Source organism: Micromonospora sp. CNZ295 (genome assembly GCF_004217535.1).
Genome location: NZ_SHKZ01000001.1, coordinates 5,084,781 through 5,103,463, shown reverse-complemented (window position 1 = coordinate 5,103,463; position 18,683 = coordinate 5,084,781). Strand labels below are relative to the sequence as shown.

The 18,683-nt window shown below is 68.7% G+C and carries 16 protein-coding genes; 12 read left to right on the top strand and 4 right to left on the bottom strand.

Translation table 11 applies throughout. The annotated features are described in order from the left end of the window. Position 1: 1 nt before the first annotated feature. Together EV376_RS23815 and EV376_RS23810 are read right to left on the bottom strand one after the other, a co-directional pair. On the bottom strand, positions 2 to 1,501 hold the full coding sequence (locus tag EV376_RS23815) for an FGGY family carbohydrate kinase (protein WP_130326738.1): 1,500 nt from the start codon (positions 1,499 to 1,501) through the stop codon (positions 2 to 4). Further along, on the bottom strand, positions 1,479 to 2,378 hold the full coding sequence (locus EV376_RS23810; protein WP_130326736.1) for a YhfZ family protein: 900 nt from the start codon (positions 2,376 to 2,378) through the stop codon (positions 1,479 to 1,481). Before EV376_RS23810 ends, EV376_RS23815 begins: the two co-directional genes overlap by 23 nt. Between EV376_RS23810 and EV376_RS23805 the strand changes: the two genes are divergently transcribed. Genes EV376_RS23805 through eda form a run of 4 tightly spaced genes read left to right on the top strand, consistent with a single transcriptional unit; the run spans position 2,371 to position 6,120 of the window. Further along, a complete protein-coding gene (locus tag EV376_RS23805) occupies positions 2,371 to 3,186 on the top strand; it encodes an SDR family oxidoreductase (RefSeq protein WP_165438090.1) in 816 nt (271 codons plus the stop codon). The genes EV376_RS23810 and EV376_RS23805 overlap by 8 nt on opposite strands. After that, a complete protein-coding gene (locus tag EV376_RS23800; RefSeq protein WP_130326732.1) occupies positions 3,183 to 4,505 on the top strand; it encodes an FAD-dependent oxidoreductase in 1,323 nt (440 codons plus the stop codon). The genes EV376_RS23805 and EV376_RS23800 overlap by 4 nt, the downstream gene beginning before the upstream one ends. Beyond that, positions 4,502 to 5,470: a phosphotriesterase family protein gene (locus tag EV376_RS23795; protein ID WP_130326730.1), complete on the top strand. Its 969-nt coding sequence runs from the start codon at positions 4,502 to 4,504 to the stop codon at positions 5,468 to 5,470. Before EV376_RS23800 ends, EV376_RS23795 begins: the two co-directional genes overlap by 4 nt. Further along, the gene (gene eda, locus EV376_RS23790; RefSeq protein ID WP_130326728.1) at positions 5,467 to 6,120 is read left to right on the top strand and encodes a bifunctional 4-hydroxy-2-oxoglutarate aldolase/2-dehydro-3-deoxy-phosphogluconate aldolase; all 654 of its coding nucleotides are present in this window, start codon (positions 5,467 to 5,469) and stop codon (positions 6,118 to 6,120) included. The genes EV376_RS23795 and eda overlap by 4 nt, the downstream gene beginning before the upstream one ends. A 336-nt stretch (positions 6,121 to 6,456) precedes the next feature. Here the strand turns inward: eda and EV376_RS23785 are convergent, their stop codons facing one another. Then, positions 6,457 to 7,494 (bottom strand): hypothetical protein, encoded by a 1,038-nt coding sequence (locus EV376_RS23785; RefSeq protein ID WP_130326726.1) that lies wholly within the window; start codon positions 7,492 to 7,494, stop codon positions 6,457 to 6,459. Between the two features lie 20 nt (positions 7,495 to 7,514). Then, positions 7,515 to 8,843: a toll/interleukin-1 receptor domain-containing protein gene (locus EV376_RS23780; protein ID WP_130326724.1), complete on the bottom strand. Its 1,329-nt coding sequence runs from the start codon at positions 8,841 to 8,843 to the stop codon at positions 7,515 to 7,517. Between the two features lie 1,027 nt (positions 8,844 to 9,870). Here EV376_RS23780 and EV376_RS23775 point away from each other — a divergent pair. The 8 genes from EV376_RS23775 to EV376_RS23740 are packed head-to-tail and all read left to right on the top strand — an operon-like array spanning position 9,871 to position 18,590. Then, complete coding sequence (locus tag EV376_RS23775; protein ID WP_165438089.1) at positions 9,871 to 10,545, top strand: GntR family transcriptional regulator; 675 nt, start codon at positions 9,871 to 9,873, stop codon at positions 10,543 to 10,545. A 7-nt stretch (positions 10,546 to 10,552) separates the two neighbouring features. Next, entirely contained in the window at positions 10,553 to 11,515 is a 963-nt protein-coding gene (locus EV376_RS23770; protein ID WP_130326720.1) for a tripartite tricarboxylate transporter substrate binding protein, read from the top strand. Then, a complete protein-coding gene (locus EV376_RS23765) occupies positions 11,515 to 11,997 on the top strand; it encodes a tripartite tricarboxylate transporter TctB family protein (RefSeq protein ID WP_130326718.1) in 483 nt (160 codons plus the stop codon). The genes EV376_RS23770 and EV376_RS23765 overlap by 1 nt, the downstream gene beginning before the upstream one ends. Further along, a complete protein-coding gene (locus EV376_RS23760; RefSeq protein WP_130326716.1) occupies positions 11,994 to 13,520 on the top strand; it encodes a tripartite tricarboxylate transporter permease in 1,527 nt (508 codons plus the stop codon). The genes EV376_RS23765 and EV376_RS23760 overlap by 4 nt, the downstream gene beginning before the upstream one ends. Further along, positions 13,517 to 14,542, top strand: a complete 1,026-nt coding sequence (locus EV376_RS23755; protein ID WP_130326714.1) for a sialidase family protein — start codon at positions 13,517 to 13,519, stop codon at positions 14,540 to 14,542. Before EV376_RS23760 ends, EV376_RS23755 begins: the two co-directional genes overlap by 4 nt. Next, on the top strand, positions 14,539 to 15,417 hold the full coding sequence (locus tag EV376_RS23750) for a dihydrodipicolinate synthase family protein (RefSeq protein ID WP_165438088.1): 879 nt from the start codon (positions 14,539 to 14,541) through the stop codon (positions 15,415 to 15,417). Before EV376_RS23755 ends, EV376_RS23750 begins: the two co-directional genes overlap by 4 nt. A 30-nt stretch (positions 15,418 to 15,447) precedes the next feature. Next, positions 15,448 to 17,082, top strand: a complete 1,635-nt coding sequence (locus EV376_RS23745) for a fucose isomerase (RefSeq protein WP_130326710.1) — start codon at positions 15,448 to 15,450, stop codon at positions 17,080 to 17,082. Further along, positions 17,082 to 18,590 carry an FGGY-family carbohydrate kinase gene (locus EV376_RS23740; protein WP_130326708.1) on the top strand — a complete coding sequence of 503 codons (1,509 nt, stop codon included), beginning with the start codon at positions 17,082 to 17,084 and terminating at the stop codon, positions 18,588 to 18,590. The genes EV376_RS23745 and EV376_RS23740 overlap by 1 nt, the downstream gene beginning before the upstream one ends. The last annotated feature ends 93 nt before the right edge of the window (positions 18,591 to 18,683 follow it).

Sequence of the window (18,683 nt, the reverse complement as noted above, 5' to 3'; positions counted from 1 at the left end):
TTCACCAGGTCCTCCACAGCGGTCTCGTCTGATCCCGCAGTTCGCGGTACCGCGACACGATGCGCTCGACCCGTTGCGGATCGGGCTCGAAGCAGCGCTCAGTCCGCAGGTCCCGCGCTGTGCGCCGGAACTCGTCGTCGGAGAGCAGTCCGATCGCCCACGCGGCGAGCAGGGCGACACCGCGAGCGCCGAATTCCTCGCCGGACGGGCGCAGCACGCGCGCCCCCGAGGCATCAGCGATGGCCTGCAAGAGAAGGTCGGAGCGGGCCGCCCCACCGACCGCCGTCAACTCGAGCACCGGGGTCGGCATGCTGTCGTAGCAGTCAGCTACGGCCAGTGCGAGCCCTTCGACGGCGGCACGGGCGACCTCCGGCGGGCCGTGATCCACACGCAGCCCGGCGAGCACACCGCGGGCGTTCGGGTCGACGAACGGTGATACGACCCCGGCGTGCGCGAGAAACGGCAGCAGGACGGGCGACTGGGCGCCGGCCCGGCTTTCGGCCGCCAACTCGAGCAGCCGGGGCACATCGCCGCCTGCGACGAGGCGTGCCGCCCAGTCCAAGGTGGTGGAACCCGACGTGTTGATCATCGTGCGGGCATAGCGGCCGAGCGGCGCCGCCGCCATGATCCCGACCAGTCGAGGCTCAAACTCCGGCGTTGTGGTGATGATGCTGCTGTTGGCGCTCGTACCGAGCACCGTCAGGGCCTGACCGGTGTCGACGGCCCCGCCGCCGACGAGCGCGGCGACGATGTCGGTCGCGCCAAGCGCTACCTGAACCCGGGGCGAGAGCCCGAGTTCACGGGCGACCGACGGCCGGATCGGCGCAGCGGACCGCGAGTCCAGCAAGTCAGGGAACAGGCCGGCATGCTCGGCGACGCCGCAGGCCTCGAGAAGCTGCGTGTCCCACTGGCGAGCCCGGATGTCGAACGGCACGTACGAGGCGTCTGTCTCCTCGGCACCCAGCTCGCCGGTCAGCTCGTACCGAATCCAGTCCTTGCACCACAGCAGCGTGCGCGCCGCCGCCAGCGAGGCCGGCTCCTGCTCGTGCAGCCAACGAAGTACCGGCAGGGTATAGCCGGGGAAGGGGACGTTGCCGGACCGGTCGAAGAGCGTTTCGAGGGTGCCGTCCTGCTGCCAGCGTTCGACGATTCCGGCGGCGCGCCCGTCGTTCCACAGAATCGCCGGGCGGACGGGTCGGCCCGCTGCGTCGAGCAGCCACGCACCACACGCCGTTCCGCTCACGCCGATCGCGCTCACGCGGTCGGCGTCCACGTGCGACAAAGCCTCTCGGACGCAGGCGAACAGCCGCCTCGTCACCTCTGTCGGGTCCGCCTCCGACCAGCCATGACGCGGGCTGGTGGTGGCCGACTGCGCGCGGGCGACAGCGATCGGCCGGCCGGGGTCGGCCAGGTCAAAGACGGCGGCCTTGCACATCGTCGTGCCGATGTCCAGGCCGAGCAGCAGAGGCGCGGCGCGATCAGAACTGCGGGATGCGAGCACCCGCCATCACCTCCCGTTGGATGGCCTCGATCTCGCTTGTGCCGAACGCCTCGGCGAGGACGGCGGCAACGCCGTCGTCGTCCGCCCGCCACACCAGGGCGGCGCACGACATGCCGGCATCCTCAGCGGGACTCGGATTGCGCAGTGGGTGGATGGCCAGGTCCGCGGCAGTGAGTAGCGGGCTGGAGCTGGTCTGGTGCCATACGGCCGCGTCGAACTCGCCGGCGGCGACAAGCTCGGGGATCAGCAGGTACGGCGTATCGACGAGCTGCGCGTCGGGAAACTCGGCCCGGGTGAGCGCGGTGTGGTCAAAGGATTTGTGGTCCACCGGCACCCGGCCGTGCGGGTCCAGTTGGCGACCGGCGGGCGTGATGACGACTACCGACTTCTGGCCGTAGTAGGTGAAGTCGCCGAGAGAGCGATGATGTACCTCGGTGGCGGCAGCCTGCGCCGCCAGCAGCGACATCAAGGTGAAGTCCACCCGGCTGCTGCGCAAGAACTGCAAACGGTCGTTGTTGCCCTGGCGGAACAGCAGTTGCAGGGCCAATCCACGATCCTCCGCCAGCTGCGTCAGCGCGGTGGCGAGGCCGGAGAACTCTCGGCTGTACGGCAGGGGTAGCACGCCGGTGAGGGCGCCCCGTCCGGTGGCCGCCCATAGTGCCGGCAGGTTGCGGGTTGCCAGGCGTCGTCCCTGCCCGCCGTGCGCCGTGGTCGCGATGACCCCGTCTGCCTCCAGCGAGCGCAACGCCGTTTGGATCGTGCCGAACCCAGCCCGCGCAGCCTTCGCGAGCTCTGCGGTGGTAGGCAGTTGCGCGCCTTGCGCCAGGCCGAGGAGCAGCCGGGCGACCACCTGTTGCGCCTCGTCGGCCTTGCCCATCGTCACCTTCCTTCGCACGATCGACCCTGCTACGATCCCTTACAGTATTCTGAAAAATGAAAACGTCAACCCGGGAGTCGTGATTTTCATCAGGGAGAGGGGTCGGCCGCCGTCGCCGCGTCGAGTCCTGGTCGTCGGCGGGGTCGGCGCGATCGGTCGTGCGTGCGTTGCGGTGCTGCAGGCCGAGGGGCATGCGGTCGCGTCGGTGGACCGCGATGAGGTAGACGTGACGCGGCCCGGCGGTGCGGAGCGAGCGGTGAACGGCGCCGTAGACGCCCTCGGCGGGCTGGACGGCTTGGTCCACGCGATCGGCATGAGCGGACGCAATTTTGGTGACGGGGCAGTCACAGAATGTAGTGACGAGGGTTGGAGGGAAGTCCTCCGGGTCAACCTGGAATCCGCATTCCGCGTGCTGCGGGCCGGGCTCCCCGCGCTGACCGACGGCGGCGCGGCAGTACTCATCGGTTCTGTGCTGCGCCGATCGACCGACGATGACTTCCTGACCGCCGCCTACGCCGCCAGCAAGGGCGGTCTCCTGTCGCTGTGCCGGGTCGCGGCGCGGGAGGTCGCGCCGCGAAGGGTGCGCGTGAACGTCGTCGCACCCGGACTTGTGGACACCCCAATGGCCGCCCGTGCCCTGCGCGAGGGCGGCCCCGGCCGTGCCCGCCTGCCCGAGCTGCAACCACTCGGAGGAAACGCGGTCACCCCTGAGGTAGTCGCCGGCACCGTCGCCTGGCTCCTTTCCCCTTCCGCTGCCGGAACCACCGGCGCGGAGATTGTTGTCGACAATGGATGGACGCTTCGATGACCCCTTCTATTCGCTATCGCCCCGAAGACGTCGCCGCACTTCCGGTGCAGTGGTCCGGTGACGTCGTCGTCGTAGGCGGAGGATCGGCCGGCTCAACGGCAGCCGTCGCAGCCTCCCGCGCGGGCGCGCGCACCCTGCTCGTGGAATCCGGCGCCTTCCTCGGCGGCACCGGCGCGCGCGTCCTCGACACCTTCTACGGCTTCTACGCACCCGGCCGAGACGGGCAGCGGGTCGTCGGCGGCATCCCGTGGGAGGTCTGCGAGCGGCTGTTCGCCCGAGAGATGGCGTTCGAACGACCGAACACGTACGGCGCTGGCACCGGTGTCACCTACGAACCCGAGGCGCTCAAGCTCGTGTGGGACGAGATGACCGGCGAGTCCGGTGCCGACGTCCTGCTCTACGCGATGGCGACAGCGGTCGTCATGGACGGCCAAGCAGTCGTCGGAATCGTCGTGGAGACGCGCCGTGGCCCGGGGCGCGTCGACGCCGCCGTTGTCGTAGACGCAAGCGGCGATGCCGAGATCGCGTGGCGGGCAGGTGCGGCGCTCGAGCGCAGCACGGACGCGCAGCGGCTACAGCCAGCGACGGCGACCTTCCGAATGGGCGGGGTGGCCAACGAGACCGCGACAACCAAGGAACTACACGAGATCATGGCAAGGGCTGCGGCGCTCGGCGAGTATCGCCTGCCGCGCCTTGAAGGCTCCATTCACATCACCTGCATCCCAGGGGTGCGGCACGCCAACCTGACCCGGGTGTCCGGGCTGGACCTCACCGATCCGTGGGACCTGACAAAGGCCGAGCAGGAGGGCCGCCGGCAGGTAGAGGAGTACCAGCGCCTACTGCGCGAACAGGTGCCCGGGTACGAGTCGTCGTACCTGCTCAACACAGGCTCACGCGTCGGCGTACGGGAGACACGGCGGCTGCTCGGAGAATACGTGCTGACACGGGATGACGTGGTGGCAGCCGCAGACCACCCAGACGGCATCGCGCGATGCGGGGCCCCGGTCGAGGACCACGCACACGGTTCCGCCACGCGATGGGAGTACGTCGGTGGTGGCGATCAGCCGACCGGCCGTACATACGACATCCCCTACGGCAGCCTCGTGCCGCGCGACGTCGAGGGCCTGCTCGTCGCCGGCCGCTGCCTGTCGGCGACCCACGACGCCCACGCCTCCGTGCGCTCGATCGGGCAGTGCATGGCGATGGGGCAGGCGGCCGGCCTCGCGGCTGCCACCGCAGCGGCAGAAGGTGTAACCCCACGCAAGGTCGACCGTTTCGGGCTGCGTCGCCGGCTCATGGACGAAGGGGTTCTGCTGTGATCAGAACAGTGCTAGGTGACATTGACGATGACCGCCTCGGGGTCACGATGGTGCACGAACATCTGCTCATGACCGGCGGTTGGCCGGTCATGCGCGAGCCGGACTTCCGGCTGAACTCGGTCGCGTCGGCGGTACGAGAAATCGAGCCATACACCGCTCTCGGCGGACAGGCGCTAGTCGAGATGACTCCGTTCGGCTTCGGTCGCAGCCCCGCCGGTCTCGTCGAGATTTCCCGCCGCGCGGGCGTCCACGTTATCGCCTGCACCGGATTCCACAAACTCGCTTACTATGCCGACAACCACTGGCTGCGGCGCTACAGCCCGCAACAGATCGCCGACCTCCTCATCGAGGAGATCGAAATCGGCATGGACGAGCACGGCATGGAGGGACCCCTGCGTCAAACTGTCCCGGCCCGCGCCGGAGTCATCAAACTCTCCACCGAGTACCACCGTGCCGGCCCCGTCATAGAGAAGCTCGCAGAAGCCATCGGCGCGGCACACACTCGCACCGGCGTCCCCATCTCCACCCACACGGAGAAGGGAACCATGGGTCACACCCAGCTCGACCTGCTCGAGAAGGCGGGCGTCCCCACCGACGCGGTGATCCTCGGCCACATCGACCACAATCCCGATGCCGTGTTGCTCGCCGAACTCGCCGCCCGCGGCGCGTACCTGGCCTTCGACATGCCAGGGCGAGCCAAGTACGGCCCGGATTCGCAGATCGTCGACCTGTTGGAGCAGCTAGTCGCCGCAGGACACGCCCAACGGATCCTACTCGCCAGCGATCTGGCCCGGCGCAGTTACTGGACCTCGCTCGGCGGCGGCCCAGGGCTGGCCTACCTGCTCGCCACGTTCGTGCCACGCCTCCGATCGGCTGGATTGGCCGACCTCCCGGAGGCGGCTCTGGTCACCAACGCCCGCCGGGCACTGCGCCTGCGGACCGTACAGCAGGAAGCGCGCGCATGACCGGCGTACATACTGGTCCGACACCGGACCCCGTACAGCTGATTCGGGCCTGCCGGATTCTTCCCGTCGTTGTCATCGACGACGTCAACGATGCCGAACCGCTCGCCGCCGCACTCACCGCGGGCGGCCTGCACATCGCCGAAGTCACCTTCCGCACCGACGCGGCGGCGGACGCGATCTCGGTGATGTCGGCGCGTGCCGACCTGCTCGTCGGCGCGGGCACAGTCCTGACCCCAGCACAGGTCGACCGAGCCGTCGCGGCAGGTGCCCGGTTCGTGCTCAGCCCCGGGTTCAGCCCTGCCGTCGTGCAGCACTGCCAGGAACGCGGGGTACCGGTCTTCCCTGGAGTCTGCACCGCCACCGAGATCCAGATGGCGCTCGACGCTGGACTGGAAACCGTCAAGTTCTTCCCTGCCGAGCAAATGGGTGGCGTCGCGACGATCAACGCACTGGCGTCCGCGTTCGGGTCGGTGCGGTTCATCCCGACCGGCGGGGTGAACCTTGGCAACCTCGCGGGCTACCTCGCCCATCCGGCCGTGCTCGCGGTCGGCGGCAGCTGGATCGTCGCCCCCGATGTACTCGCCGCAGGCCGCTGGAGCGAGGTTGCCAGCCGCGCTGCAGCCGCCGTGCCGGCGGCCCGAGCGGGCTGAACGAACGGATCCGCCATCGTCTGCGACAACTCCTCGACCGGTTACACCCTTACTCGGACAGTCCCGCTTGCAGCGGCGGATGGAGGGTCTCCGGCTGCCCGTCGCACCGCCACGCTGACCCGAGAGGGCGGCTCCTGATTCCCTGGAATCACTCGCCCAGACGACGCCTACATAATGATTATTCTGGACACTTGGAGTCTGGTCTCGTCGACGGGACCTGCACAGGTTCCGTTCGCGGCAGCGCTCCGTGGCGGAGATGACTCTGACCTGGCGCGGATTGAAGTTTGCGTTGTGGCTTGTTGGGTCCTAGCTGCGGCCACGCTGGCTGCTGTGCTGTCATGGCGCTGCGGCATCGACCGGGTGAGTCCTCACCACGTCGGTGCCGCGTAGCTTGGTCAGCACGGCGTCGAAGGCGAGTCCGGCCGCGAATCCGACTGGCACGACGAAGTATCCGAGGCGAGCAGCGCTGTCGCCCTGGAGCAGATCCGGGTTGGTAGTGAGCTGCGCCGCGACAAAGAGGACTGCGGACAGTCCACCGGCGGCAGCACCGAACACCGCAGCGCGCAGCCATTCGCCGCCCTGGTCGAAGACGTTGCGGATCAGCGCCCCGGACACCGCCGCGCACAGCGGTCCGAAGACGAGTAACGCCGCGGCGGCCCAGGTGCCGGGCCGCCAAGCCGTGGCAGCAGGCAGCGTTGCGAGGCCGGCGGCCAGGAAGACCAGCGCGGAAAGCAGACTCCATGCTCGACGGCGGGTCTCGGCGTGTGTCTGACGCAGCAACTGTTCCTGCTCGCTCAAGCGCCGTTCGTACTGCCGTAGCAGCGACGCGACCACGGCCTCTGCTGAGCCAGGACGCCATCTGGACACCATCGCCGACAGGTCTTCCTCAGACGCGGCGTCCGGCTCGCCGTGCATGCGTTGCCACGCCTTCTCGGCAGCTCCCCCGAACGTGCCGACCGGCGCGACTGCGACTCGCCGGGACAGCGCAATGAGCCCGGCGATGAACGTCGACCGGCCGCCGCCAATGAGCAGGATCGCATCGACGTGCAGCAGCGCCCGGTAGAACGAAACCTCCCAGTCGGGTGTGGGCTCGGGTCGCGTGTCGAAGAGTTCGGGGTTGGATTGCGCCTCGGGGAAGTCTGTTGGGTCAGCCCGGTACGGACCGCGCACCTCGATGGCGCCCGGCCTCGCCTGGCCGGATCGGGCGTAGCCGCGCACGACGGCGGACTCGACGAAACTTTCGTCGCTGCTGAAGACCACCAGCCGGCACCCATGCTGTGCCAGTTCCCGCCCGATCTCCTCGGCGGCGCGGGCGGCCACCGCTACGTCACGCAGCGGTGGATCGTAGGAACGTCCTGTCGTCACGCTGCCCACGACAGCCACCGTTGGCGAGCTCATGCCACCTCCCGGGCGATGCCGGCAACGATCTCGCTCGGAGACATCCGCGTGGCGCGACGGTATTCCAGTTGGCTGAACAGGTCCACGCCCGAGCCCGCAAGCAGCACCGGAAACACCCGCATTCGACCGCTGAGAGCGGCATCCATCATCCGTCGCCCTTCTTCCATGCAGTAGGAGCTCGCGGCATAGTTCGGCGACAGCAGGGGCACTCCGATCGCGGCCGTCGCCAAGCTGGTCAGCATGTGGTCGAGCCATCGTGCCCCGTGCGGTATTGCGGCTGGTTTTCTGTAGTCGAAGACCTCTTGGAAAGCGCTGCTGAGCTCGGCGCCGATTCGATCTGCGTACTCGTGATCTTCCTTCGCATAGCTGAGAAACACGAGGTGGTTCAGCTTGGCGGCCGACCGGAAGTAGTCCTGGGCGTCGACCCGGTTGTCGATAAGACTTGGCTCACTGACGATCTGCCCGATCCGCTCCTCCAAGGCGACTTGCAGGCATTCCGGGTCACTCCATCGAATAAGGTCCTTTGTGTAATGTGGGGCGAGATCGCCGTAGATCAGTTCTTCGGTTGCGACGTCCGGTGGTCCATCCACCGGCCCAATCCGCAGGACAGGTATCCCATGGCCCCGCAGGAACGCCACTGCGGGTACGGCCGACGGTTGGCTCATGTCGGCTAGCACCCAGTCGCACCTCTGTAGCTGCGCGATGAAGTCACCGTCGATGGCGATGGGCCAGGGCAGGACTTCCACCGCGTAGTTGAAGGCCTCGACGGCGGCCGCGGCAGCGCCTCGCACCTCGCCCGTTGGCGGCACAAGCAATCCGACTGCGGCGGTGTCGCGCGCTGGTCGCTTCTGGAGGTGGTTGCCGATCGATCGGCAGAACGTGGCGAACTCGTCGCGAAGCTGCCGCCGTGCCGTCTCCATGCCTTCGCTGAGGATCTCCTGCGCCGAGTAGCGGAGGCTGACGAAGCCCGGCGGCCCATGCAGCCTGTTCCCGAACCGGCGGTCGATGAACAGGATCGACGGCTTGCGGTAGCGCATCGCCATGTCGAGCTCGAGCCTGAAGTACCGTGTGGCCCGCACCAGAGCTGCGGTCGGCAGATGCTCAAACGGATCGTCGCTCAACGAATAGAGGCCAGCGAAGATCTGGACGTCGCGGATCATGCGTTCCAGGCGGGTTGTGCTCGTTGCCTTCAGCCCCCGGTCGACCTCGAACTGAACATCGGCGACCTGGTCAATCAGGTCGAAGAACTGCAGGTTCACCGCGGGCGACCGGTAGCGGTGGCTGAGAAAGACCTTGACGTTAAGCCGGTCACTGGGAGCGGTCACCCGGTGACAATTGCAAGCACCCTGCGTGGCCGTCAAGAACCACAGGTACCGACTCCGCACACCGGCCGCTTCAACCTGCTCGACCAGCTACTGTCCGGGCCACCACTGAACAACCGCACTACCACCTGGCAGTCCCGGCCGTGCAATCCGACGCCCAGCGCGCCGGCCGTGGCGCCGCGATGCTCGCCCACCACCAGGTCTGCGTCGACCGCGCGGACTTGCCCGCCTGGACTGACCGCTCACCATCAAGGTCCATGACCTGTACGCCCGCCACGGCTACCCGCCCCGACCGCCGATCACCACGTCTGGCGTCGGCGGGCACGTCGCAATGCGATGACGAATGTTATTGATGTCAATCTTCTGATGCTTGGTGCTGTCGGCGGACCGTGAGTCACGAAGGGACCTGCTCGATCATCGCCAGCCGGGTGGGCTCCGCGATGTACGGACGAACGGATCTGCGGCGACGGCCGTTGGGACGATCGTCCTTGACGGTGGCGGGCTGGCCGCAGGCCGAGCAGCGGCGGAATTCGAATGCCGTGGTGAATCCGCCGGGATGCGGCAGGTCCTCCCTTTCGCATGCGGCGGCCACGACCGGCCACGAGGATGTGCTGCGTCGGTGGCTGGGTTCGCGGCTACGTCGCCGCGGATGCCGGGAGTCGGATCCTCCGCGAGGGCTCGGTAGGCGTCCTGCGGCAGGTCGGTTCGGACGGCAAGCCGCCAGCGCACGTACGTCGACGGATGTGCGGTGAAACGGCGACGGGCTGAAGACGACTCCACGTCGACGACCGGCCGCCGAGGGCTAATACGGAAGGCCCTCTATCCGGGGACCGCTCCAGCGGATGGAGGGCCTTCTCGCACCCTTGCTCCCTGGCTGCCCGATTCCACCCGTCGGCCCGTTGCGCGTCCGATCCGTCCCGCCGTGTGCCTCTCGGCCGGAAGCCGGGCAGCGGGGGAGACTCTCGTCTTGTCAACCGTTGACCGTCGTTGGAACCAAGTGTTAACTGTTAACAGTTATCGGGAGGCTGCAGTGTTTGATGTCAGGCCCATCAGGGTGGAGTCCCTAGGGGAGAGGCTCGCGAACGAGCTGCGTCGCCGCATCATCGTGGGCGATCTACCCGAGGGCACGCGCCTCGTCGAGGAGGAGCTGGCAGAGTCGTTCCGGGTCAGCCGGGGTCCCGTCAGGGACGCCATCAAGATCCTGCGCGCGGAAGGACTCGTCACCGGTGCCGGCCGCAGCGTGGTCACCCGCTCACTCAGCGAGGCTGACATCGATGAGCTGATGGCCCTGCGGGAGTCCTTCGAACTGCTCGCGGTGGAACGTGCCATCGCCACCAGCCGCGATGATCTCGCCGTTGAGCTGAGGGCGGCGTTGGTCGACATGGACGCGGCGGTCACTGATCGCGATTCGACGGCCTTCACCACGGCCGACATCCGCTTTCACAGCGCATTCTTCCAGGCCGCTCGCCTGACCCGGCTCAGCGTCCTGTGGCACCAGTTCCGCCCCACGATCGAGGGCCTGCTGCACGCCTCCGGCAAGCGCATGGACGACCTCGCACCCTCGGCGCGGGAACACCACGACCTTGCGGCGCTCATCGCCGCCGGCAAGGTCACCGAAGTCAAGGTCGAGCTGCACCGCCACCTGCAGACGACCTGCTCGCGGCTTCAGGCCGCAGTGCCCCTCACCCCCGTCCAAAGGAAGTGACCTAGCGATGCGTTCAAGACTGGTCAAGATTGTCGCCCTGGCCGCCGCCGGCAGCCTCGCATTGACCGCGTGCGCCAACCGTGGCGGTGAAGAGACCTCCTCGGCCAACTACCCCGAGAAGGACCTGACTCTCGTGGTCCACGCCGGCGCCGGAGGCGGGTCCGACCTGACTGCCCGCACCCTCGCCAAGGAGATGGAGGCGGACCTGGGGAAGTCGATCGTGGTGGAGAACCGCACCGGGGGCGGCGGCCGAGTCGGCCTCACCTACCTCAAGGACCGGCCCGCCGACGGCTACAGCATCGGCTTCATCCCGGTGGAGGTGTCGATGCTCGGCCACCAGGGCGCCGACATCAAGCCGGATCAGTACACGATCCTCGGCCAGGTCATGAACGCACCCGCGACCCTCTCGGTGCCGGCGAACAGCCCCTACAAGACGTTCGACGAGCTCATCGCGGCCGCCAAGGCCGCTCCCGGCACCATCACCGTCTCGAACTCCGGCGCCGGCGCCATCTGGGAAGCGGCCACCCTGGCACTGGGTGACGCCGCCGGGGTGACCTTCAAGCCGGTCCCGTACGACGGTGGCGCTCCGGCCGTCGCTGCCGGCGTGTCGGGTGAGGTGAACGCCGTCATGGCCGGCGTGAGCGAGTCCGGCGCGGCAGCCAAGGACGGCCGGCTGCGGATCCTCGCCGTGATGGCGCCGGAGCGGGTTGCCGCGCTGCCCGACGTCCCGACCGCGAAGGAACTCGGTGTCGACCTCGTCGTCGGCGGTTGGGGGCTGATGGGCGCGCCCGCGAACCTGCCGTCCGAGGTCAAGCAGCGACTCGCTGACGCCGTGAAGAAGGCGGCATCGTCGCAGACCTTCAAGGACGTCATGACGAAGGCGGGCAACACCCCGATGGCAACCTCGCCTGACGAGGCCGCCGCGTTCGCCCAGTCCGAGTTCGATCGATTCGGCGAGATCTACAAGTAATGACCCATACCCACCCGGTCCCACAGGGCGACCACAGTGCTGCCTCGCCGTGGCGCGAGGCAGCACTGGGAGGAGTCTTCCTGGTCCTGGGCGTCGTGATCCTCGTCCTCGCCCGCTCGATCGAACTGCCCGACCGTGCCCTCGCCGTCAGCCCCCGCATCTGGCCTGAGTCGTTGGGCATCGGGATGATCGGCATGTCGGTCCTGCAGATCATCAGCGTGTTCATCTCTGCGCCCAAGGGTGACGATCTCGAGCCGGCTACCCGCGTCGGCGCGCTGCGGGTGGCCGGCTTCGTGCTGGCCACCCTCGCGTTCGGCGTGCTCTGGTACTACATCCACTTCCTGGCGTCCGGGATGGTGTTCGTCGCGGCGCTCACGTGGATCGCCGGTGGGCGTGGAATCAAGGACCTCATCCTCTTCCCCGCCGGCATCACGGTGGTGCTGTACGCCCTGTTCGCGATCGTTCTGAGAGTCCCGGTATGAATGCTCTCGTGGAGGGCTTCGGCGCCCTCCTCACCCTCCAGATCGGCCTGTGCGTCCTCGCCGGTGCCGCCATCGGCATGCTCGTCGGAGCGTTCCCGGGCATCAGCGCGACCATGGCGGTCGCACTCGCCAGCGCCTTCACCCTGACCATGGATCCGCTGCCGGGACTGGCGGTGCTCCTGACCATCCTCGTCGCCGCACAGTTCGGCGACCGCGTACCCGCGATCCTCATCAACACCCCCGGCACCCCGGCCTCCATCGCGACGACTTTCGACGGTTATGCGCTCGCCCGCCAAGGCAAGGCGGGCATCGCGCTCACCGCCTCGGCGTACGCCTCGGCCATCGGCGGGCTGGTGGGCATCGCGGTCCTGATGGTGGCCGCCATCCCGCTCAGCAACCTGGCGCTGGAGTTCGGATCACCGGAGATGTTCGCCCTCGTGGTCTTCGGTCTGACCATGATGATCGAGGTCTCGGGCGGGAAGATTATCAAGGGCATGATCGCCGGCCTCTTCGGCCTCACCCTCGGCACCATCGGGCGCGACCCCCTGGACGGCTCGGACCGCTTCACCTTCGGGATCGACCAACTCGTCGAGGGCATTCCGTTCATCGCCGTCATCATCGGTCTGTTCGGTATCACCGAGGTGTTCAGCCAGATGCTCGAACGGGCGCACACCCACGAGAAGGCAGTGCGCAGCTTCGGCCGCTGGTGGCCGAACAAGGCCGAGAACCGCGCCATGATCAAACCCGTCGCCGTGGGCTCGGCGGTCGGCACCGTCGTCGGCATCCTGCCCGCAGCGGGCGGTGACATCGGTGGCATCGTCGCCTGGGACCAGGCGAGGAGGGTCTCCAAGGAACCGGAACTCTTCGGCAAGGGTTCGCTGGAGGGACTGACCGCAGCGGACTCGTCGTCGAACGCCGGTGTGGGCGGATCGGTCCTGACCACCCTCGCCCTCGGCGTGCCCGGGGACTCGGTGATGGCCGTCATGCTCGGCTCGATGATCATCTGGGGCATCCAGCCCGGTCCCAGCCTCTTCTCCCAGCAGCCCGACCTCGTGTACTCCATCGCCGGGATCCTGATCTTCGCGACGCTGCTGACCCTGGGCCTCAGCCTCCTGCGGATGCGGGGAGTCGCCAAGCTGCTCGAGCTGCCGAGCCGCTTCCTGTGGGTGGTCGTGGTGACCTTCTGCATCGTGGGGACGTACGCGGTCAACAACAGCATCTTCGACGTCGGCCTCATGCTGCTGTTCGGCGTGATCGGCCTGCTGTTCCGAAGGTTCGGCATCCCCGCCGGACCGGTCGTGCTCGGCCTGATCCTCGGCCCCCTGGCCGAGCGCAACTTCCGCCGCTCGATGGAACTCGGCGGTCTCGAGACGATCTACACGAGCCCGATCGCCGTCTTCCTCCTCATCGCCGCGGTCCTGGCCCTCGCGGTGCCCCGGATCCGCTCCCGGATGAAGGCTCGCCGCCGCCCTGCACCGCCGGAGCCGGCGGAGACTCACGATCCGGCCGGAGTCGGCAGGTGACCGAGAAGCACTTCGTCATTCGGGACGTTCCCGGCCAGTGCCATGGCAGCACGGTCTGCCAGGTTGGGGATTCCTTCGTGGTCGCCTGGTTCCAGGGCGACCACGAAGGCGCCGCCAACTGTCGGATCTGGCTCAGCAGCGGAGCCGGCGGCGAGTGGACCGCGCCCGAGGTGGTCAGCGGGGACCTGGCACCGTGCTGGAACCCGGTCCTGCACCGGCAGGACTCCGGCGCCCTGCTGCTGTTCTTCAAGGTGGGGAAGAGCATCTCGTCGTGGCGCACGTTCCACACGACGTCGCTGGACGGGGGCGGGACGTGGTCGGCGCCCCAACCGCTGTCGACGGACGACCCCGGCGGACGTGGACCGGTGCGGACGCCTCCCCTTCGCCTCCGCTGCGGTCGGCTGCTCGCCGGCGCCTCCACCGAGACCTGGGGAGCGACACCGCGCTGGGATTGCTTCGTGGACATCAGCGACGACGACGGCCGATCGTGGCGCCGCACCGAGGACATCGGCATCGACCACGACACGTTCCCCGGCGCCGGGATCATCCAGCCGGCACTGTGGCAGACCCCAGCCGGGGAGGTCCGCGTCCTTGCCCGCAGCACCGCCGGGTGGCTCGTCACCTCGTCCAGCACCGACGACGGCGAGACCTGGTCCGCCGGGGCACTGAGCAGCGTCCCCAACAACAACTCCGGGATCAGCGTCTGTGCCATCGACGAGACGGTGTACCTGGCCCACAACCCCACCAGCGGCAACTGGGCATCACGCGCACCACTGCTGATCTCACGATCGACCGACGACGGCGCCTCCTGGCAGCCCTGGGCAACCCTCGAGGAATCGCTTGAGGGAGCGGGCAGTGAGACCTACCACCCGGCCGACTCGGGCGTGATCACCACCGGCTTCAACGAGTTCTCCTACCCATGCCTCGTCCGCACGCCCGACGGGCTCGCCGCGACCTACACCTGGCAGCGACGGGGCATCGTGCTCGCCCTGCTCAACCCCTCGAACCGGAGCAAACTGTGACTGCCTTTCCCGCCGCCAACCTGATCAGCGCCCTGACGACGCTCTTCGATCAGGAGGGCGCCCTCGACATCGGAGCGACGAAGGCGGCCTACGCGCAACTGGCCGAGGCGCCACTGGACGCTGTGTTCGTCGCCGGCACGACCGGTGAATTCACCACGCTCACCGACGACGAGCGTCTGAGCGTCTGCGCCGCCGCCAACGACGCCTTCGGCCCCGACCGGACATACTGGCACGTCGGCGCCGCATCCGCGCACCAGGCGGCTAGCCTCACCACGGCCGCGGTGGACCGCGGTGCCCGCCGCCTCGCGGCGTTGACGCCGTACTACTACGCCGCGACCGAGTCGGCCCTGTTGCGCTACTACGAGGCGGTGGTCGCGCGGGCCGGCGACGTTCCCGTCTACGGGTATCTGTTCGAGGCCAGGACGACCACCTCCGTGACACCGGCGTTGCTCGCTCGGGTGGCCGACACCGGCATCGCCGGAGTCAAGATCAGCGGCGAGGGCAGCGCGCTCGTCAGCCAGTACCTCGCCGCACTCGGCGCCCGGAAGATCCCGGTCTACTCGGGGGCCGACTCCGAGTTCGCCGAGGTGGTCAACCTCGGCGCGGCAGGCGTGGTCTCCGGCGTCAGTTCGGCGCTGCCGGCACCCTTCCTCGCGGTACGCGACGCCCTGCGCAGCGGGGACACCGCAGCGCTGAGCATCGCTCGCGAACGCGCCCACCGTGCCGTCGCCGCCACCCGGCAGGGCAATCTCGCCCACCTAAAGGCGGTCCTGGAACTGCGGGGTATCCCCGCCAGCGGCCTGCGGGCTCCACTTGACCCGATCTCGCCCGAGGAGCGCCGCGCGCTCGAGGCCGACATCGCCGACCTGCTCTGACCTACCCGCCCCGCGCGAGAGGAGCCATCCGTGACCACCTACACCCTTCCCGTCCCGGCCGAGGAAGCAACTGCCGAGCCGGGCGTCGTCTACACTGTCGCAAGCGGTGACCTGCGGCTCAGCGCCAACGTCACCTGCTGGCCGGTGCAGCAGCAGTTCGAGGCGGATCTGGCCAAGGCCGTCGCCTCTCTGGGCTGGCGTACGCAGCGCGCGCACCCCGTGGACGCAGAGGCCGGCCACGGATTTATCGCCAGCCAGCGACAGGGCATCGAGGTGTTCCGGACGATCCCGCCGGAGGCTCCGGTGATCGTCGCCGAGGCGGTGTGGCAGTACAGCCACCACGTCCTCGCCGGGCTGCGTACCCATCGCGGGCCGATCCTCGTCGTGGCGAACTGGAGCGGCCGGTACCCCGGACTGGTCGGCCTGCTCGGCCTGACCGCAAGCCTGACCAAGGCGGGCGTCGCCCACTCCATCCTGTGGAGTGAGAACTTCACCGACGACTGGGCGCTCAAGGGACTCCGAACCTGGCTGGAGACCGGCGCGCTCACCCACGACCAGAGTCACGTCCGGGATCTCCCAGAACTCCCCCCTGCCCCGGAGGTCGACCTGGGCCGCGCCCTCGCCGCGCAGCTCACGCGAGAGAAGGCGATCATCGGCGTCTTCGACGAGGGCTGCATGGGCATGTACAACGCCATCATCGACGACGAGCTGCTCAACCCCCTGGGCATCTACAAGGAGCGGCTCTCGCAGAGCGCGCTGGTCGCGGAGATGGCCCGGGTCGGCGACGACGAGGCGCAGGCCGTCCGCGACTGGCTGGACGCCGCTGGCATGACGTTCCACACCGGCACCGATGAGGCAACCGAACTCACCGACACGCAGCTGCTCAGCCAGTTCCGCATGTACATCGCTGCTCTGCGGATCTCCGACGACTTCGGCCTGGACGCCGTCGGAATCCAGTACCAGCAGGGCCTGAAGGACACCGTTCCGGCCAGCGACCTGGCCGAAGGGCTGCTCAACAACGCGGAGCGCCCGCCGGTGCGGAGTCGCGACGGCAAGCGGGAGCTGTACGCTGGCCAGCCACTGCCGCACTTCAACGAGGTTGACGAGGGCGTGGCCGTCGACTCCCTCGTCACCAACCGCATCTGGACCGCCATGGGTCTGGACCCGGCCACCACGCTGCACGACATCCGGTGGGGCGAGGAGTACGACGGCCAGTTCGTCTGGGTGATGGAGATCTCCGGGTCCGTGCCGGCCTCGCACAACGGCGGCTACGACAAGAGCTACAGCATGCGGCAGCCGCCGATGTACTTCCCCCTCGGCGGCGGCACGCTCAGCGGCGTGTCCAAGCCGGGCGAGATCGTCTGGTCCAGGGTCTTCATCATGGACGGCGCGCTGCACGTCGACCTGGGGCGAGGCACCGTGGTGGAACTGCCAGCGGAAGAGACCCAGCGCCGCCTCGACGCCACGACGCCACAGTGGCCCATCATGCACGCCGTCCTGCACGGGGTCGGCCGGGACCAGCTGATGGCCCGACACAAGGCCAACCACCTCAACGTCGTGTACGCGCCCGACTCGCAGACCGCGGACAACGCCTTGCTGGCGAAGGCAGCCATGTTCGAGGCCCTGGGCGTGGCCGTCCATCTGTGTGGGGACGTACGGATCTGATGAGTCCACTCCTGCTCGGCATCGACCTGGGCACCGGAAGCAGCAAAGGCGTCCTCACCGACCCGGATGGGACGGTGGTGGCAACCGCCATCCGGCCCCGCCCGCAGTCGATGTCCATGCCTCGCCCCGGCTGGGCGGAGGTTGACGCCGAGAACGTGTGGTGGCAGGACGTCGTCGCCATCGCATCCGAACTGACGGCGAAGGCGGACGGCGCCCCGATCGCTGCCGTCTGCGTCAGCGGCGTGGGCCCGTGCCTGGTGCTCTGCGACGAGAACGACCGACCCGTACGGCCGGCCATCCTGTACGGCATCGACATGAGGGCGACCGCGGAGATCGGCGAACTCACCGACCGGTACGGCGCGGACGAGGTGCTCGACCGGTGCGCCACACCCATCACCTCGCAGGCCGTCGGCCCGAAGGCCCTGTGGGTCCGCCGCCGGGAGCCGGAGGTGTGGGCGCGGGTCCGCCGCTGGTACAACTCCAGCTCCTACATCGTCCGGCGGCTCACCGGCGAGTACGTCATGGACCACCACACCGCGAGCCAGTGCGTGCCGCTGTACGACATCGAGGCGCGACAGTGGCACCAGCCCTGGTACGACGACATCGTCGGCGACCTGCCCGTACCGCGCCTGGCCTGGTCCGCGGAGACGGTCGGCACGGTGACCGCCGCGGCGGCCGCGGCGACCGGCCTGGCGGAGGGCACCCCGGTCTGTGCGGGAACGGTCGACGCGTGGGCGGAGGCCTTCAGCGTCGGCGTCCGGAATCCCGGCGATCTGATGCTCATGTACGGCTCGACCATGTTCTTCGTTCAGGTCCTGCGAGAGTTGGCCCGCCACCCGCAGTTGTGGAACACCGCAGGTGTCGGCCCGGACGGTTACTGCCTTGCTGCGGGCATGGCCACCGCCGGCAGCCTCACGAGTTGGATCCAGGAACTGGTGGGGGACGTGCCGTTCGAGACGCTGGTGCGGGAGGCGGCGCAGGTCCCGGCCGGCTCCGAGGGACTGCTGGTGCTGCCGTACTTCGCCGGCGAGCGGACGCCCATCTTCGACCCGGACGCCCGGGGCGTGGTCGCCGGTCTCACCCTCCGGCACGGGCGCGGACATCTGTTCCGGGCGGTGTACGAGGGCATCGCCTTCGGCATCCGGCAGATCCTGGGACTCCTCGACACGGAGGCGAACCCGGTGCGCCGGCTGGTCGCCGTGGGCGGCGGGACGCAGGGCGGGCTGTGGACCCGGATCGTCAGCGACGTCACCGGGCACCGGCAGGAAGTTCCGCAGGTCACCATCGGCGCGAGCTACGGCGACGCGCTCATGGCCGCCATCGGTAGCGGCCTCGTGCCGCCGGAAACGGACTGGACCCGTCCCGGCGAGATCATCGAACCGGATCCCGCGGTACGCGGCACTTACGACCTCCTGTTCGAGCAGTACACGTCGCTGTACCGGAACACGCGGGACCAGGCGCACGTGCTGGCCCGGCTGCAACGGGCCGGTGTCGCCGACGGCCATTAGGACATCGGGCGGCATCGTGGCAGCGAGCGGGAGTCGGCGGGGCCGGCTCCCGCTCGCGCATCTGATCCGGCGTCGCCCGTTGCGGACCGCGCC

Coding starts and splice junctions, on each gene's coding strand:
- EV376_RS23770 (WP_130326720.1), top strand. CDS start 10,553: ATGCGTTCAAGACTGGTCAAGATTGTCGCCCTGGCCGCCGCCGGCAGC.
- EV376_RS23740 (WP_130326708.1), top strand. CDS start 17,082: ATGAGTCCACTCCTGCTCGGCATCGACCTGGGCACCGGAAGCAGCAAA.
- EV376_RS23760 (WP_130326716.1), top strand. CDS start 11,994: ATGAATGCTCTCGTGGAGGGCTTCGGCGCCCTCCTCACCCTCCAGATC.
- EV376_RS23810 (WP_130326736.1), bottom strand. CDS start 2,378: ATGGGCAAGGCCGACGAGGCGCAACAGGTGGTCGCCCGGCTGCTCCTC.
- EV376_RS23765 (WP_130326718.1), top strand. CDS start 11,515: ATGACCCATACCCACCCGGTCCCACAGGGCGACCACAGTGCTGCCTCG.
- EV376_RS23800 (WP_130326732.1), top strand. CDS start 3,183: ATGACCCCTTCTATTCGCTATCGCCCCGAAGACGTCGCCGCACTTCCG.
- eda (WP_130326728.1), top strand. CDS start 5,467: ATGACCGGCGTACATACTGGTCCGACACCGGACCCCGTACAGCTGATT.